The following is a 15334-nucleotide window of genomic DNA, read 5'->3' as shown; positions in this document are numbered from 1 at the left end:
GGATGCTCTCCGCTGAACTCTATATCCGCAACGCCCAGATCGTGACCGAAACCGATACGTTTCGCGGCGGCGTTCTGGTCGAGAACGGCCGCATCGTCGCGCTCGTCGAGGGCGAGCCGGAGCACGGGGCGAGCGAGACGTTCGATGCCGGCGGCATGCTGCTGCTCCCCGGCCTTGTCGACGCCCACGTCCATTTCAGCGAGCCGGGCCGCACGCATTGGGAAGGCTTTCTGACGGGCACGCAGGCGGCCGCCGCCGGCGGCATCACCACCGTCGTGGAAATGCCGCTCAACGCATCGCCGCCCACCGTGAATGCCGAAGCGCTCCTCCTGAAGCAGCAGGCGGCGGCGCGGTCCGCACTGGTGGATTACGCACTCTGGGGCGGGCTGGTCGACGACAACAGGGCCGATCTCGCCGATCTGCAGGCCGGCGGCGTGGCCGGTTTCAAGGCGTTCATGTGCGCCAGTTCCACGGATTTTCCGCGCGTCGACGACGTGATCCTCCAGGTGGGCCTCATCAGGGCCCGCGAGTTCGGTTCCTTCGTCGCGGTCCATGCCGAAGACGAGGAGATGAGCCAGAAGCTCATGGCCGAGCTTCGCGATCGGGGAAGAACCGACCGGCGGGCCTGGGGCGAGGCGCGACCGCCGGAGGTTGAGCTTTCCGCCATCCGCGCGGCGCTGGCCTTGACCGGCAGAACCGGAAGCCGGCTCCATGTCGTGCATGTCTCTACAGCCGAGGGTATCGACCTGATCTCGAATGCGAAGGCGGAGGGCGTGCGCGTCACGGCGGAGACCTGCCCGCATTACCTCTTCTTCAGCGAGGAAGATCTCGTCCGCATCGGCCCGGAAGCCAAGTGCGCGCCGCCGCTCCGCTCGCCTGAACGGGTCGAGGCGCTGTGGGACCGTGTGCTTGCGGGCGCGGTCGATGTGATCGGCTCCGACCATTCCCCCTGCCTGCGCGAGGAAAAGGAGGCTGGCTGCGAGGATATCTTCAAGGCCTGGGGCGGCATCAGCGGCCTGCAATCCACCCTGCCCGCCCTCATCACCGCCGGTGTCGCGCGGCGCGGCCTTGCGTGGACCGATCTCGTCCGCATGATTTCGGCCAATCCGGCCCGGCTCTTCGGCCTCTACCCCCGCAAGGGCGCGCTTGCGGCCGGCTCCGATGCCGACCTGACGCTGGTCGATCCCGACGCGGTCTCGGTGCTGAGGTCGGAGGATCTCTTCTACAAGAATCCGCACAGCGCCTATGTCGGGCAGGAGATGCGCGGGCGCGTGCTCAGGACCTGGGTGCGCGGCCGCGCGGTCTATGCGGATCGCCGGATCGTCGCCGAACCCGGCTTCGGCCAGCTTCTCCGCGGCCCCGGCTTGCCGGAAAACGGCTGAGCCAGGCGGTCAGACCAGCCCCTTGCCGGCGTCCGATCCATGCCGCAGCCGCCGCCGCTGAACCAGCAGCACGGTTCCCAGCGCGATCAGGATCACGGCGAACGAGATGCCGGTCGTCACCGTGCCCAGCGCATAGATAACCGGCGTGGTGACGGATGTGGTCAGGCCCTGCAGCATCAGGGGCAGCGTGTTGTCGGCGCCGACGGCCTGGCTGGAGCGGGCGATTTCGTCCCATGACAGCGTGAAGCCGAAGAGCGCGACCCCCACCAGCGACGGCGCGATGAGCGGCAGCACGACATAGCGGAAGGTCTGCCACGAGGAGGCGCCGAGATCGCGCGCGGCTTCCTCGAAGGCCGGGTTGAAGCGGTTGAAGACGGCGAACATGATCAGCACGCCGAAGGGCAGCGTCCAGGTGAGGTGGGCGCCGAGACCGGAGGTCATCAGGCCCATCGCGGTCTGGTAGTTCGCCTGGATCGCCTCGATCCCGTAGGCGTCGCCCACCGACTTTATCGCCTGGTCGAACACCTGGAATTCCAGCGCGATGCCCAGCGAAACCACGATGGAGGGCAGGATCAGGCTGGCGATGGTGGCGTAGAAGACGAGGTTCTGGCCGATGAAGCGGCGGCGGAAGGCGAGCCCCGCCAGCACGGAGATGACCACCGTCAGGATCGTCGCGGTGATCCCCAGCCGGAACGAATTCCACAACGCGTCCACGACATAGGGCACGCCGATCCCCTGCCAGAGGTTGGAAAACCAGTGCAGCGAAAAGCCGTTCATGGGGAAAGTCATGCCGCCCCGCGGGCCCTGGAAGGACAGGAGCACGATGGTAATCGTCGGCCCGTACAGAAACAGCACGTAGAGCGCGAAGACGACCGAAAGGACGTAAAAGGAGAGGGAGCGCCGCTCGCCCATGGTCAGAGTTCCTTGCGGATGTCGATGAAGCGCACCAGCAGCGCGATGATCATCAGCACGACCGCGAGCAGCACGATGGCGTTGGCGGCCGCGATCGGGAACTGCAGGGCGCTGATCTGCGTCTGGATGACCTTGCCGGCCGAGGCGATCTGCTGCCCGCCCATCAGGCCGATCGTGATGAAATCGCCCATCACCACGGTGATGACGAAGATCGAGCCGATGGCGATGCCGGATTTCGCCAGCGGGATGATGACGTGCCGCAGCGTCTGCCAGCCCGTCGCGCCGGAATCATAGGCGGCCTCCACCAGCGAACGGTCGATGCGCGCCATGGAATTGGCGATCGGCACGATCATGAAGACCGTGTTGATGTGCACGAAGGCGAGGATCACCGAAAAGTCGGAATAAAGCAGCCAGTCCAGCGGCTGGTGGATGAAACCCGCGCCGACCAGCGCCTGGTTGACGAGGCCGTTTCGTCCCAGAAGCGGAATCCACGAGATCATGCGGATGACGTTGGAGGTCCAGAACGGGATCGTACAGAGCAGCGCCAGCATCAGCCGCACCGTGTTGGAGCGGATCATGAAGGTCAGGTAGTAGGCGATGGCAAAGCCGATCACGAGCGTCAGCGCCCAGACGATCACGCAGAACTTCAGCGTCGATGCATAGGTCCGGAACGTGGTGCAGAGCGTCGGGAACTGCGAGGCGCAGCCATCGAAGGCGTCGCGGTAATTGTCGGTGACGAAGGCCGGCGCGATGGAATAGCCGGTATAGGTCCAGAAGCTGACTGCCAGCATCACCAGGAGCGGCAGCACGAAGAAGATGCCGAGCACCACGACGAGCGGGGTCGCCTGCCAGTAGGACGTCCAGCGCGCCCGGATTGTCATTTGCGGATCATCTCTCGTGGGTCGGAAGAGAACCGGGGGACGGCGATGTCCCCCGGCCGGATATCGTCAGGCCGCGATGAACTCGTTCCACTTGCGGACCATGTAGGCGTTCTCGTCCATGATGGCGTTCCAGCAGGCGACCGCACCCATGCGCTCGGTATAGGAACCGCCGTCGCGGGTGGCGCCAGCCTTTTCCAGAAGGCCGCCGTCCGGGCCGTGAATGTCCTGCTCGGCCGGCTTGCCTTCCATCCAGTAGGCCCATTCGTACGGCGCCATGTGCTCCTTTGCCGTCTCCAGCACGGCGGAATAGTAGCCCTGCCGGTTCAGGTACGCGCCGGCCCAGCCGGAGAGGAACCAATTGACGAACTCGTAGGCGCCGTCGAGTTGCTTGCCCTTCAGCGTCTTGGGCAGGCCGAAGCCGGACGCCCAGGCGCGATAGCCTTCCTTGAGCGGCTGGAACTTGCAGGGAATGCCCTTCAGCCGGACGGCGGTGACGGCCGGCGACCACATGGACTGGATCACCGTCTCGCCCGATGCCATCAGGTTGACGCTCTCGTTGAAGTCGGTCCAGAAGGCGCGGAACTGGCCGGCCTTCTTGGCTTCGATCAGGGCGGCGATCGTCAGGTCGATCTCCTCCTTGGTCATGTTGCCCTTGTCGGCATATTTGTGCTTGCCGCTGGCTTCCATGACCATCGCGGCGTCCATGATGCCGATGGACGGGATGTTGAGGATCGAGGCCTTGCCCTTGAATTGCGGGTTGAGCAGTTCCGCCCAGCTGTCGATCGGCCGCCCGATGAGATCGGGACGAATGCCCAGCGTATCGGCGTTGTAGGTGGTCGGGATCAGCGTGATCCATTCGGTCGGTTCGGACGCGAATTTCTTGGAGAACTGGCTCTCCAGGTAGAAGACCTTCTTGGGCGCCGTGCCCTGGTCGCCGATCGTCTTGCCGTCGACCTGCCCCTTGGTGATGACCGGGGCGATCTTGTCGGCCAGCTTGATCTTCTTGGCGTCGAGACCCATCAGGTTGCCCGACGGGATCAGGTTCCGGAGGCTGAAATACTCCGTATCCACGAGGTCGAACGAATTCGGCTGCGTGATGATGCGCTTGGTCACGTCGTCGGTGGTGACCGTCACGTATTCGATCTTGATGCCGATATCTTTGAAGGCCTGCTCGGCGATCGCGGGAGCCTGGTTGGTCGCCGTGGACAGGTAGCGCAGCGTCACCGGCTCGGCCGCGATCACGGCCGGGAAGCCGGTGATCACGCCGCTGCCGACGCCCGCGCCCGCCGCGACGCCGGCCAGCGCCGCGCCGGTTTTCAGAAAGCTGCGGCGAGACAGGCCGGAAGCCGTTCCTGCCGCCTGACCCATATCCGTGTTGTCCTTCGTCATTTCCCATTCCCCTCTCAAGTTTGGCGTCTTCCCGAACGGGACCGCTGGATGCGGTGGCGTTCCGTCAGATTGCTCCCCCTTCCAGCGCGTGCGCGTCGGCGGGAGCCCAGGATGCGACCACGCTCTCCCCCTCCCCGATCGCCGCACGGTGGAAATCCCCTTCGCTCATCAGCGCCGAAAGCTCGGCGCCTCCCTCGTCCACGAGATGGACGGCAAAGCCTGTTCCGGCATATTCCACGGCCCGCACGACGGCGGGCCGGGCCATGCGACCGACGTCGCCATCGGCGAACCGGGAGACGCCGCTGGCCGGCAGCACGGCGGTCCGGTCGGTACGGACCGCGACCGCCCGGTCGCCGAGATCGATGACGTTGTGGGCGCCGATGAAGCGGGCGACGAAGGCCGTGCGCGGTCGGCTGAACAGATCCTCCGCCGTGCCCTGCTGCTCGATGCGCCCGGCATTCATCAGAACCACGAGATCGGACAGCGCCAACGCCTCGTCCTGGCTGTGCGTGACATGGACGAAGGAGATGCCGAGGGCCTTCTGCAGGCGCTTCAACTCCGCGCGCACACGCAGGCGCAGGAACGGGTCGAGCGCGGAAAGCGGCTCGTCGAGGAGCAGGACGGATGGGCTGGTGATGAGGGCGCGGGCCAGTGCCACGCGCTGCTGCTGGCCGCCGGAAAGCTGTGCCGGGCGCCGCTCCGACAGCGCGGAGAGATCGACGAGCTTCAGCATCTCGCGGGCGCGGCCGAGCCGCTCCGCCTTGCCGACGCCGCGCATGCGCAGGGCGAAGGCGACGTTCTCCGCCACCGTCAGATGCGGAAAGAGCGCGTAGCTCTGGAACATCATGGATGTGCTGCGCCGGGCCGGTGGCAGCAGCGTCACGTTACGGTCGTCGAGCAGGATATCGCCCGAGGTCGCGATCTCGTGGCCGGCAAGCATCCGGAGCGACGTGCTCTTGCCGCAGCCGGACGGGCCGAGAAGGCAGCAATAGCACCCGGCGGGAATCCGCAGGTCCACGTCATGGACGGCGATCGCTCCGTCATACGCCTTGCTGACGCGGACGAACTCGACCTTGCCCCGTGCCTCGCCGTCCTCGCCCAACGCCATCCAGCCCTCACATCAGGATTGTCGACAATCATCCCGGTCAAAGACTGAAGTAAAACCCGCCGTGTTCACAGCTTGTTTTATAGTCATATAGTGATGGTTTTTTGGGCAATTACGCCGGATTGCAGTTTTAATCCGAAAACTCTATCGTCCGCCCCCGCGACGGACATCCTGGCAGAGACGATGCAGCGGGCCGACTGGACTTCCCCATCCCCGGCCCCATCCCCGGCCCCATCCCCGGCCCCATCCCCGGCGCGGCCGGAAGGGCCGAATACCGAGCGTGAAATCTTCGATCACATCCTGAATTCCATCGCGGAGCAGCGGCTCGCCCCCGGCACCAAGCTGACGGAAGAGGCGCTGGCGGAGATCTTCGGCGTGACCCGCGCGCGCATCCGCAAGGTCCTGGGGCTCCTGGCGCAGCGCCATGTCGTGCAGCTCGAACCCAATCGCGGCGCCTTCATCGCCTCCCCCAGCATCGCGGAAACGGAGGCCGCGTTCGCCGTCCGCCGCGCGCTGGAACCCACGGTGATCGCGGCGATCCGCAGTCTCGACGGCGAGATGCAACGGGAGGCGGTCAGGAGGCTGGAGGCTCATCTCGCGGCGGAAGTGGCGGCGCGACAGGTCGGCGACAACGGCCGCATCATCCGCCTCGCCGGGGAGTTTCATACCGTACTGGCCGAACTCTCGCGCAATCCCGTGCTGCACGAAATCCTCGGCGATCTCGTCAGCCGCACCGCGCTGGGCCTCGCCGCCCACGGCACGCAGCAGGACAACGATTGCGCCCCTGAAGAGCATATCGGCATCGTCCGCGCGATCCGCGACGGCGACGAATGCGCCGTCGACCTGATGCTCGGCCATCTCAGGGCGCTGTCGCGGATCGTGGACCACCGGCACGGCGATGGCGAGACCGCGCGCGGACACGCGCCGGCGGCGCTCGAACTGGCCGGAAAGGAATGAGGCTGCCCCGCCCGGTGACCTAGCGGGCGGTGCTTTCCCGCTCCAGCAGCTCCCAGTCCACGGTGATCCGCCGCGGTTCCTCCCCGGCGATGCGGGCGAGGATCGTCTCCGCCGTGAGCCGACCGATGGCGTGGCGCGCCGGACGCACCGACGTGAGCGTCGGACTGATGCAACTGCCGGCATCCACGTCGCCGAAGCCGACCACGCCACGATCGCCCGGCACGTTCTGACCGACGCGACGCAGGCCGCGAAGGACGCCGAAGGCCACCGCGTCGCTGTTGCAGACGATACCGTCCACGTCCCGGTGGGCGGCCAGAAGCTCGTGGAGCAGGCTTTCGCCGAGGTCGGGATGGCCGCCCTCAGGCCGCGTCATCCGGACGAGCGGCGGCAGCCCCGCTTCGGCGAGCGTCGCCGCCATGCCGGAAGCACGCTTGCGGGCGCGCGCATCCGCCTCGCGAAGACTGCCGAGAAAGGCCAGTCGGCGATAGCCTCGCGACAGCAGATGCTCCGCCTGCGCCCGGCCGATCGCCTCGTGATCCATGCCCACCGCGGAATCGATGATGTCGCCGCCGACGTCCCACATCTCCACGATAGGCGCACCGCAGGAGGCGAGGAGCTCGGTCGCCTCGGGATGGTGGTCGCAGCCGACGATCGCCACGGCGGCCGGGCGCCAGCTCAGGATGGAGCGGACGAGGCGACGCTCTTCTTCCGGGTCGTAGCGCGAATTGCCGAGCATCACCTGCAGGTTGCGGTCGAGGAGCTGCGCCTGCAGCGTGTCGACGACGGCGGCGAATTCGGAATGGAACAGCGAGGTGATGACCACGCCGACGATGTCGGATCGGGTGCCCGCCAGTCCCCCGGCCAGCCGGTTCGGCACGTAGTTCAGGTCCTGCAGGGCCTGATCGATGCGCCGCTTCAGCTCCGGGCGAACCGTATGAGGCGCCCGCAGCGCGCGCGAAACGGTGTTGAGGGAGACGCCGACGCGGCTCGCCACCATGGCGAGCGTCGTCGTGCCCCGCCGTTCCGGCCGGGCACCTGGGCGAGCACCGACTTCGTCCGGATCGGGAACGGTCGCCGACGGCGCCTCGTCGCTGTTGCGGGCCATTGGCCTCCCCTTCAAGCCGCGTCGGACATCGGACGCTCGGAGTGAACGTTGCGTGAGCGCTCACTTTATGCCAGCCTGCTCGCCAAGCCAAGAACAGTCGCGGTCAACGCGATGGCCAGGAGAGGAAACGACATGCTATCCGCAGCCACGATTGTCCGGAAGACCCGCTCTGCTCCCACAAGGCCGAGCCGGCTGGCTTCGTGACGCCCGACAGGCCAGAGACACAGGACCTCGCCATGGCTGACAAGCCGAACATCATCCTGATCATGACGGACCAGCAGCGCTACGATTCCATCGCCGCGCTGGGCTTTCCCTATGCCGTCACGCCGAACCTCGACCGCATGGTGCAGGAAGGCGTGGCCCTCACCGAATGCCACATCACCGCGCCGTCCTGCGTGCCGTCCCGGGCAAGCCTCTTCACCGGCTATTACCCGCACACGACCGGCATCCTCGCCAACGGCCAGCCGTGGCAGCGGACCTGGGTGGAGCGCCTGCGCGACACCGGCTACCGCTGCGTCAATGTCGGCAAGATGCACACCATCCCCTACGATTCCGATTCCGGCTTCCACGAGCGCTACGTCGTGGAAAACAAGGATCGCTACATGGAGGGGCGCTGGTATTTCGACGAATGGGACAAGGCGCTGGCCGCCAACGGCCTCGTCAAGCAGCAGCGCGAGGAATACCGCAAGCGCGACGATTATCGCGAGCGCCTGGGCGCCTTCGACTGGGAGCTGCCGGAGCACCTCCATTCCGACGCCTTCGTCTGCGACATGGCGAAATGGTGGGTGAACACCTATCCGCAGACCGAGCCGCTGTTCCTGCAGGTCGGCATGCCCGGGCCGCATCCGCCCTACGATCCGCCGGCGCGCTATTCCGAGCCCTATCTCGACAGGGACGACCTGCCGCTGCCGCAACCGACGAAGCAGGAGATGGACGAACTCCCCTCCGCGCTGAAGGAAAAACGCCAGCACGACGTGGACGTGGACCACGATTCCGTCGTCTGGAACCTCGATCCGACGCGCGAGCAGATGCAGCGGCTCTGGGCGCACTATCTCGGCAACGTCACACTGATCGACCAGAAGGTGGGCGAACTCCTGGATGCGCTTCGCGAGCGCGGCTATCTCGAGGACGCCATCGTCATCTTCACCTCCGATCACGGTGAATGCCTGGGCGATCACGGCCTGATCCAGAAATGGTCGATGTACGACGTGGTCACCCGCGTGCCGACGATCATCTGGTCCACCGCCAACCGTTTCGAGGGCGGCCGCACGGTGGACGGGCTCTGCCAGTTCTTCGATCTCGGGCCTACGATCCTGGAATTCGCCGGCATCACCCCGCCGGCCGACTTCGAGGCGAAGAGCCTCGTGCCGGCGCTGGAAGGCCGGGACTGGACGCCGCGCCGCTACGTCTTCTGCGAACAGGCCGGCGACGTCGCACTGTCCGGCACGGAGTTCATCACCGGCGTGCGCGACGAGCGCTGGAAGCTCGTGCATTTCAAGGGTTCGGAGGAAGGCCAGCTTTTCGACCTCCAGAACGATCCGAAGGAAGTGCACAATCTCTGGAGCGATCCGGCCCATATCGACAAGCGACGCGAGCTCCTGGACGTCATCCGCGACTGGCTGATCGAGTCCAATTACCGGACCCGCGACATCAATGTGGGGGCGCGATGAACCCGGCGGCTGAAGCGGCGCAGGACCTCGGGAGCGCGGCGGCCGCCACGGGCGATGCGCCGCGTGCCGCCGATGGCATGGTGTGGATCGAGGGCGGCGCCTTTCGCATGGGCTCCGACGAGCACTATCCGGAGGAAGGCCCGGCCCACCAGGTCCGCGTCGACGGCTTCTGGATGGACCGGACGCCGGTCACCAACCGGCAGTTCGCCGATTTCGTCGCCGCCACCGGCTACCGCACGATCGCGGAGCGCCAGCCCGATCCGGCGCTTTATCCCGGCGCGAAACCGGAGCTCCTGAAGGCCGGCTCCATCGTCTTCACCTCGCCGTCGCGCCCGGTCGACCTCCGCTTCTGGGGCGACTGGTGGGGCTTCGTGCCCGGTGCCTTCTGGGGACGGCCGGACGGGGTGAACGACCTCGCCGACGACAGGATGGACCACCCTGTGGTCCACATCGCATTCGCCGATGCGGAAGCCTATGCCCGCTGGGCCGGCAAGTGCCTGCCCACGGAAGCGGAATGGGAATATGCCGCGCGCGGCGGGCTGGACGCCAGACCCTATGCCTGGGGCGACGAATTCACGCCGGACGGCCGGCGCATGGCGAATACGTGGAGCGGCGAGTTCCCGATGCGCGCGCCGGATCTTCCCGGAGATTTCGGCACGTCGCCGGTCGGCAATTATCCCGGGAATGGCTTCGGCCTTCTCGACATGATCGGCAATGTCTGGGAATGGACCGACGATTTCTGGAGCGGACGCCACGTTGAGGCGGGCGAAAAGTCCTGCTGCTCGGCCCGCAATCCGCGCGTCGCCGACGAGGCGCGGAGCTACGACCCGCAGCAGCCGCAGATCCGCATCCCCCGCAAGGTGCTGAAGGGCGGCTCGCATCTCTGCGCCCCCAATTATTGCCGGCGCTACCGGCCGGCTGCCCGCCATCCCGAGATGATCGACAGCGCCACGATCCATATCGGCTTCCGCTGCGTGCGCCGGGGCGCCGGCCCGATGAAGTTCAACCAGGCCAGCGCCGGAGACAACGCATGAGTTCCACCGACAGCGCCGCGCCACCCCGCCCCGGCGGCTTCCTGACCGGTCGCCTGCTCGGCTCCGGCAGCGCGATGCTCGGCATCAACATCGTCGCCGTCGTCCTCGGCATCGCGATCTGGGCGGCCATCACGTCGCTCGGCGTCGTCGGCCTTCCCGGCCCGATGGAGGTGCTGCGCAAGGGGGTGGAACTGGCCGGCAGCGCGCTGCTCCTGTCCGACGCGCTGGCCAGCCTCGGCCGCGTGCTGTCCGGCTTTCTGCTCGGCATCGCGGTGGCCATCCCCGTCGGCTTTCTCATGGGCTGGTACCGGATCGCGCGCGGGCTGATCGAGCCCTACGTGCAGTTCTTCCGCACCATTCCGCCGCTGGCGATCATTCCGCTGGCGATCGTCACCATGGGCATCGGCGAAACGCCCAAGATCTTCGTGATCTTCCTGGCCGCCTTCCTCACCAGCGTGGTCGCGACCTATCAGGGCGTGATCACGGTGGACCGGACACTGGTCAATGCCGCGCGCGTGCTCGGCGCAAAGGACATGACGATCTTCCGCCGCGTGGTGATCCCGGCTTCCACGCCCTTCATCATGGTGGGCGTGCGTATCGGCCTCGGCTCCTCCTGGGCGACGGTGGTGGCGGCGGAGCTGATCGCGGCGCAGTCCGGCCTCGGCTTCCGCATGCAGCAGGCGCAGCTTTATTACGATCTGCCCACCATCTTCGTGAGCCTGATCGCCATCGGCATCCTGGGTCTCCTCATGGACCGCATCATCATCGCCATCGATCGCGCGCTGACCTCCTGGCAGGAAAAGGCATGATACCCAAGATCTCGTTCCAGGACGTCTCGCGCAGCTTCGAGCTTGCCGGCCAGAAGAGCTTCCTCGCGCTCGACAAGCTGTCGCTCGACATCGAGGACGGCGAGTTCGTCACCGTGGTCGGCCCGTCCGGCTGCGGCAAGTCCACGGCGATGAACATCGCGGCCGGCCTGATCACGCCCTCGTCCGGCAGCGTCCTCGTGGATGGTGCGGAAGTGACGGGGCCGGGTCCCGAGCGCGGCGTCATCTTCCAGCAATACGCGCTGTTCCCCTGGCTGACCGTACGCCAGAACGTCGAGTTCGGCCTGCAGATCACCGGCATGCCGCGCGCGAAGCGGCGGGAGATCGCCGATCGCTTCATCCAGCTGGTGGGCCTCGGGGATTTCGCCAATTCGCTGCCCAAAACGCTTTCCGGCGGCATGAAGCAGCGGTGCGCGATCGCGCGCGCCTACGCGGTGAACCCGAAAATCCTTCTCATGGACGAGCCTTTCGGAGCGCTCGATGCTTTGACGCGCGTCCAGTTGCAGGATCAACTCCTGCAAACCTGGAGCCAGGAACGAAGGACGGTCATGTTCATCACCCACGACGTCGACGAGGCGGTCTACCTCGCCAGCCGGGTCATCGTGATGGCCTCCCGTCCCGGCCGCCTGCACCGGATCATCCCGGTCGACCTGCCCTATCCCCGCACGGAAGAGATGCGGCTGTCACCGGAATTCGCGGCGCTCAGAAACGAAGTATGGCGTTCGGTCTACCACCCGGCCGAGCATTAGACGCCAAAAACTCAGGAGGAACGACATGCTTTCCAGACGCGCCTTCATGGCGACCACCGCCGCTGCCGCAGCTGTCGGCACGCTGCCCTTCGCCCGCCCGGCGAAAGCCGCTTCCGGCGACCTCACCATCGGCTATATCGCCGACTTCCCGAATGCCAGCGTCTTCGCCATCGCCGAGGACCAGAAGCTCTGGGATGCGGAGGGGCTGAAGCCGGACCTCAAGGTCTTCACCAACGGCCCCATCCAGATCCAGGCCATGGGCGCGGGCAGCCTGAACTTCGGCACGATCGGGCCGGGCGCGCTGTGGCTGCCGGCCAGCGGCCGCGCCAAGGTGATCGGCGTCAACGATATCGGCTTCAGCGACCGCATCATCGCGCAGCCGGAGATCGGCTCCATCGCCGACCTCAAGGGCAAGAAGATCGGTGTGCCGCAAGGCACCTCCGGCGACATGATCCTGCGCCTCGGTCTGGCCAAGGCGGGGCTGAAGCTCTCCGACGTGCAGATCGTGCCGATGGACCCGAGCACGGTCGTTGCGGCCTTCTCGTCCAAGCAGATCGACGCCGCCGGTCTGTGGTACCCGCTGATCGACGTGATCAAGGCCCGAGTGCCCAATCTCAAGGAACTGATCGGCAACAAGGATTTTTATCCCGACACCTCGTTCATCAACACCTATGTCGCGCGCAACGAGATCGTCGCGCAGGATCCCAAGCTCGTCACGAGCTTCATCCGCGTGATGAAGAAGGCGATGGACTACCGCGTCGCCAATATCGACCGGTCCGTCGAGCTGACGGCCAAGTTCCTGAACGCGCCGCTGCAGGCGACCTCCAATGTCGCGCACAGCCGCAAGATGCTGACCAGCAAGGAGCTCGAAGGCTTCGCCAAGGACGGCACGGTCGACAAGTGGCTGACGCAGTTCAACACGATGTTCAAGGAATTCGGCATGCTGCCGAACCCGCTGCCGCCCGCGCAGTACAACGCCAACGACCTGTTCATCCAGGCCTGATCGGCCCCTTCGAGCGAACTGAACCCGGCCGCCGCCCCTCTGCGGCGGCCATCGCGGAAGGAATGCCTTTGGGAAGCCGGAAGCAGCCGAACATCGTCTTCGTCATCACCGACCAGCAGCGCTTCGACACGATCGCCGCCGCCGGTTTCGACTATATGGACACGCCCAATCTCGACCGCATGGCGCGGGAGGGCGTCTGCTTCACCCACATGTATGTGACGTCGCCCTCCTGCGCGCCGTCGCGGGCGAGCCTCTTCACCGGCCTCTATCCCCATACCAACGGCGTCTACCGCAACGACGAACCGTGGACGCATAGCTGGGTGCAGCAGCTTTCGGCCGCCGGCTATCGCTGCGTGAATGTCGGCAAGATGCACACCTCGCCCTTCGAGGACGCGTTCGGCTTCCACGAGCGTCACGTGGTGGAGAACAAGGACCGCGCGACGGCGCGCCTGCCCTTCTTCCTCGATCATTGGGACAAGGCCTTCTGGGCGCGCGGGCTGGAAAAGCCAAGCCGCGTCACCTATCGCCGGCTCGCCGATTATCGCGAGCGGCTGGGCGCCTTCGTCTGGGAGCTGCCGGCGGACCTGCACTCCGACAATTTCGTCCCGGAATTCGCAGCCATGTGGCTCGACAGCTACGGCGGCGACGAGCCCTTCTTCCTGCAGATCGGCATTCCCGGCCCGCATCCGCCCTATGACCCGACGCAGGACTATATCGACAAATACCGGAACCGCGACCTGCCGGAGGCGATCCTCGACCGGGAAGCGATCGAGCGTCAGCCGACCGCTCTGAAGAAGCTTCGCGAGCAGCACCTGGCGGTCGATCACGACGCGGTGGTGCATCTCGCCGATCCCACGCCCGAGCAGCTTCGCCGCCAGCGTGAGCATTACTTCGCCAACGTCTCCATCATCGACACGCAGATGGGCAAGCTCATCGAGGCGCTGGACCGGCGCGGCGTGCTGGATGACACGGTGATCGTCTTCACCTCCGACCATGGCGACTGCCTGAACGATCACGGCCACAGCCAGAAATGGACCATGTACGAGCAGAGCGTGCGCGTGCCGGCCATCGTCTGGTCGCCGGGCCGGGTGCAGCCCCGCCGCGTCGACGATCTCGTCGCGCTCTTCGATTTCGGCCCGACGATCCTCGAGCTTGCGGGCATCACGCCGCCGCGCTGGATGGAGGCACAGTCGCTGCTGCCTTACCTCACGGGCGAGGAGACGCAGGCGCGCGACTTCGTCTTCTCCGAGCATGCGGGCGACCGCATCCTCAGCGGCACCCGGTTCATGACGATGATCCGGGACGCCCGCTGGAAGCTCGTGCATTTCGTCGACAGCGACGAGGGCCAGCTCTTCGATCTCCAGGCCGACCCGCGTGAGGTGAACAGCCTCTGGGACGATCCGGAACACGGGGCGACGCAGCAGCGACTGATCGCCGAGATCCTGAAATGGCGGATCCGCAGCGATCTCGTCACGCAGGGCTGGACCGAAGGCGTCAACGAAGGCTCCGGCCCCGCTCGCACGCCGCCGAACCGGGGCCGGCAGCATGGCGCCTGACGCCGCCTATACCCGCTACGCGAGCCTTGCCGGCAAGGTCGTCGTCATCACCGGCGGCGCTTCCGGCATCGGCGCGGAGTTGGTGCACGCATTCGCGACGCAGGCAAGCCGGGTGCATTTCCTGGATATCCGGCGCGAGACCGGCGAGGCGCTGGCCGCGTCCCTGCCCGGCGCAACCTTCCACGTCTGCGACCTCACCGACATAGCCGCGCTCCGCTCCGCCATCGCGGAGATCGAGGGCGCCGAGGGCGCGGTGGACGTGCTCGTCAACAATGCCGGAAACGACGACCGGCACGACATGGCCGATGTCGAGCCCGATTATTGGCGCGGGCGGCTGGCGCTCAATCTAGACCACCAGTTCTTCGCCTCGCAGGCGGTCGCGGAAAAGATGAAGGCGCAGGGCTCCGGCTCGATCCTCACCATGAGTTCGACCTCCTGGATCAAGGGCCGGCCGGGCATGGTCGCCTATACGACCGCGAAGGCCGCCATCGTCGGCCTGACCCGCACCCTGTCGCGCGAACTGGGCGGCCACGGCATCCGGGTCAATTGCATCGTTCCCGGCGCTATCCTGACGGAGCGGCAGGCGGCGCTGTGGCAGACGCCGGAATCGGAAGCGGAAATCCTGGCAGCGCAGGCTCTCAAGGTGCGCCTCGACGCCACGCATGTCGCACGCATGGCGCTCTTCCTCGCTTCCGAGGATGCCGGCGGCTGCACCGGCGCTCAGTTTCTGGTGGATGCGGGCCTTACCTGAGCCCGCATCCGTC

General features: G+C 66.3%; 14 protein-coding genes. 9 read left to right on the top strand and 5 right to left on the bottom strand.

Annotated elements, in window-relative coordinates; translation table 11 throughout:
• Positions 1-2: 2 nt before the first annotated feature.
• On the top strand, positions 3-1382 hold the full coding sequence (gene allB / locus BMY25_RS11115) for an allantoinase AllB (RefSeq protein WP_092496709.1): 1380 nt from the start codon (positions 3-5) through the stop codon (positions 1380-1382).
• A 9-nt stretch (positions 1383-1391) separates the two neighbouring features.
• Here allB and BMY25_RS11110 read toward each other — a convergent pair whose 3' ends face one another.
• The 4 genes from BMY25_RS11110 to BMY25_RS11095 form a co-directional block, all read right to left on the bottom strand.
• A complete protein-coding gene (locus tag BMY25_RS11110) occupies positions 1392-2294 on the bottom strand; it encodes an ABC transporter permease (protein WP_092496708.1) in 903 nt (300 codons plus the stop codon).
• A 2-nt stretch (positions 2295-2296) separates the two neighbouring features.
• Positions 2297-3175 carry an ABC transporter permease gene (locus tag BMY25_RS11105; protein WP_092496707.1) on the bottom strand — a complete coding sequence of 293 codons (879 nt, stop codon included), beginning with the start codon at positions 3173-3175 and terminating at the stop codon, positions 2297-2299.
• A gap of 66 nt (positions 3176-3241) precedes the next feature.
• Positions 3242-4564: an ABC transporter substrate-binding protein gene (locus BMY25_RS11100; protein WP_092496706.1), complete on the bottom strand. Its 1323-nt coding sequence runs from the start codon at positions 4562-4564 to the stop codon at positions 3242-3244.
• A 64-nt stretch (positions 4565-4628) separates the two neighbouring features.
• Entirely contained in the window at positions 4629-5672 is a 1044-nt protein-coding gene (locus tag BMY25_RS11095) for an ABC transporter ATP-binding protein (protein WP_092496705.1), read from the bottom strand.
• A gap of 180 nt (positions 5673-5852) precedes the next feature.
• Here BMY25_RS11095 and BMY25_RS11090 point away from each other — a divergent pair, with 180 nt between their 5' ends.
• The gene (locus tag BMY25_RS11090) at positions 5853-6626 is read left to right on the top strand and encodes a GntR family transcriptional regulator (RefSeq protein ID WP_143061944.1); all 774 of its coding nucleotides are present in this window, start codon (positions 5853-5855) and stop codon (positions 6624-6626) included.
• Positions 6627-6645: 19 nt separating this feature from the next.
• Here BMY25_RS11090 and BMY25_RS11085 read toward each other — a convergent pair whose 3' ends face one another.
• Positions 6646-7731: a LacI family DNA-binding transcriptional regulator gene (locus BMY25_RS11085; protein WP_092496703.1), complete on the bottom strand. Its 1086-nt coding sequence runs from the start codon at positions 7729-7731 to the stop codon at positions 6646-6648.
• Between the two features lie 236 nt (positions 7732-7967).
• Here BMY25_RS11085 and BMY25_RS11080 point away from each other — a divergent pair, with 236 nt between their 5' ends.
• From BMY25_RS11080 to BMY25_RS11050, 7 genes are all read left to right on the top strand, one after another.
• Positions 7968-9401, top strand: a complete 1434-nt coding sequence (locus BMY25_RS11080) for a sulfatase family protein (RefSeq protein ID WP_092496702.1) — start codon at positions 7968-7970, stop codon at positions 9399-9401.
• A complete protein-coding gene (locus tag BMY25_RS11075) occupies positions 9398-10435 on the top strand; it encodes a formylglycine-generating enzyme family protein (RefSeq protein ID WP_428976957.1) in 1038 nt (345 codons plus the stop codon). Before BMY25_RS11080 ends, BMY25_RS11075 begins: the two co-directional genes overlap by 4 nt.
• 41 nt (positions 10436-10476) lie before the next feature.
• The gene (locus BMY25_RS11070) at positions 10477-11244 is read left to right on the top strand and encodes an ABC transporter permease (protein WP_428976963.1); all 768 of its coding nucleotides are present in this window, start codon (positions 10477-10479) and stop codon (positions 11242-11244) included.
• Positions 11241-12011: an ABC transporter ATP-binding protein gene (locus BMY25_RS11065; RefSeq protein ID WP_092496700.1), complete on the top strand. Its 771-nt coding sequence runs from the start codon at positions 11241-11243 to the stop codon at positions 12009-12011. Before BMY25_RS11070 ends, BMY25_RS11065 begins: the two co-directional genes overlap by 4 nt.
• A gap of 25 nt (positions 12012-12036) precedes the next feature.
• Entirely contained in the window at positions 12037-13014 is a 978-nt protein-coding gene (locus BMY25_RS11060; RefSeq protein WP_092496699.1) for an aliphatic sulfonate ABC transporter substrate-binding protein, read from the top strand.
• 62 nt (positions 13015-13076) lie between these two features.
• Entirely contained in the window at positions 13077-14570 is a 1494-nt protein-coding gene (locus BMY25_RS11055) for a sulfatase family protein (RefSeq protein ID WP_092496698.1), read from the top strand.
• The gene (locus BMY25_RS11050) at positions 14560-15321 is read left to right on the top strand and encodes an SDR family NAD(P)-dependent oxidoreductase (protein WP_092496697.1); all 762 of its coding nucleotides are present in this window, start codon (positions 14560-14562) and stop codon (positions 15319-15321) included. Before BMY25_RS11055 ends, BMY25_RS11050 begins: the two co-directional genes overlap by 11 nt.
• The last annotated feature ends 13 nt before the right edge of the window (positions 15322-15334 follow it).

It is taken from the genome of Faunimonas pinastri (genome assembly GCF_900110915.1).
Lineage (GTDB): Bacteria > Pseudomonadota > Alphaproteobacteria > Rhizobiales > Afifellaceae > Faunimonas > Faunimonas pinastri.
This window is presented reverse-complemented; position numbering and strand designations above follow the sequence as displayed.

Bases quoted from the DNA above. Each gene is read 5' to 3' on its own strand.
- allB (WP_092496709.1), top strand. From the start codon at position 3: ATGCTCTCCGCTGAACTCTATATCCGCAACGCCCAGATCGTGACCGAA.
- BMY25_RS11110 (WP_092496708.1), bottom strand. From the start codon at position 2,294: ATGGGCGAGCGGCGCTCCCTCTCCTTTTACGTCCTTTCGGTCGTCTTC.
- BMY25_RS11105 (WP_092496707.1), bottom strand. From the start codon at position 3,175: ATGACAATCCGGGCGCGCTGGACGTCCTACTGGCAGGCGACCCCGCTC.
- BMY25_RS11100 (WP_092496706.1), bottom strand. From the start codon at position 4,564: ATGACGAAGGACAACACGGATATGGGTCAGGCGGCAGGAACGGCTTCC.
- BMY25_RS11095 (WP_092496705.1), bottom strand. From the start codon at position 5,672: ATGGCGTTGGGCGAGGACGGCGAGGCACGGGGCAAGGTCGAGTTCGTC.
- BMY25_RS11090 (WP_143061944.1), top strand. From the start codon at position 5,853: ATGCAGCGGGCCGACTGGACTTCCCCATCCCCGGCCCCATCCCCGGCC.
- BMY25_RS11085 (WP_092496703.1), bottom strand. From the start codon at position 7,731: ATGGCCCGCAACAGCGACGAGGCGCCGTCGGCGACCGTTCCCGATCCG.
- BMY25_RS11080 (WP_092496702.1), top strand. From the start codon at position 7,968: ATGGCTGACAAGCCGAACATCATCCTGATCATGACGGACCAGCAGCGC.
- BMY25_RS11075 (WP_428976957.1), top strand. From the start codon at position 9,398: ATGAACCCGGCGGCTGAAGCGGCGCAGGACCTCGGGAGCGCGGCGGCC.
- BMY25_RS11065 (WP_092496700.1), top strand. From the start codon at position 11,241: ATGATACCCAAGATCTCGTTCCAGGACGTCTCGCGCAGCTTCGAGCTT.
- BMY25_RS11060 (WP_092496699.1), top strand. From the start codon at position 12,037: ATGCTTTCCAGACGCGCCTTCATGGCGACCACCGCCGCTGCCGCAGCT.
- BMY25_RS11055 (WP_092496698.1), top strand. From the start codon at position 13,077: ATGCCTTTGGGAAGCCGGAAGCAGCCGAACATCGTCTTCGTCATCACC.
- BMY25_RS11050 (WP_092496697.1), top strand. From the start codon at position 14,560: ATGGCGCCTGACGCCGCCTATACCCGCTACGCGAGCCTTGCCGGCAAG.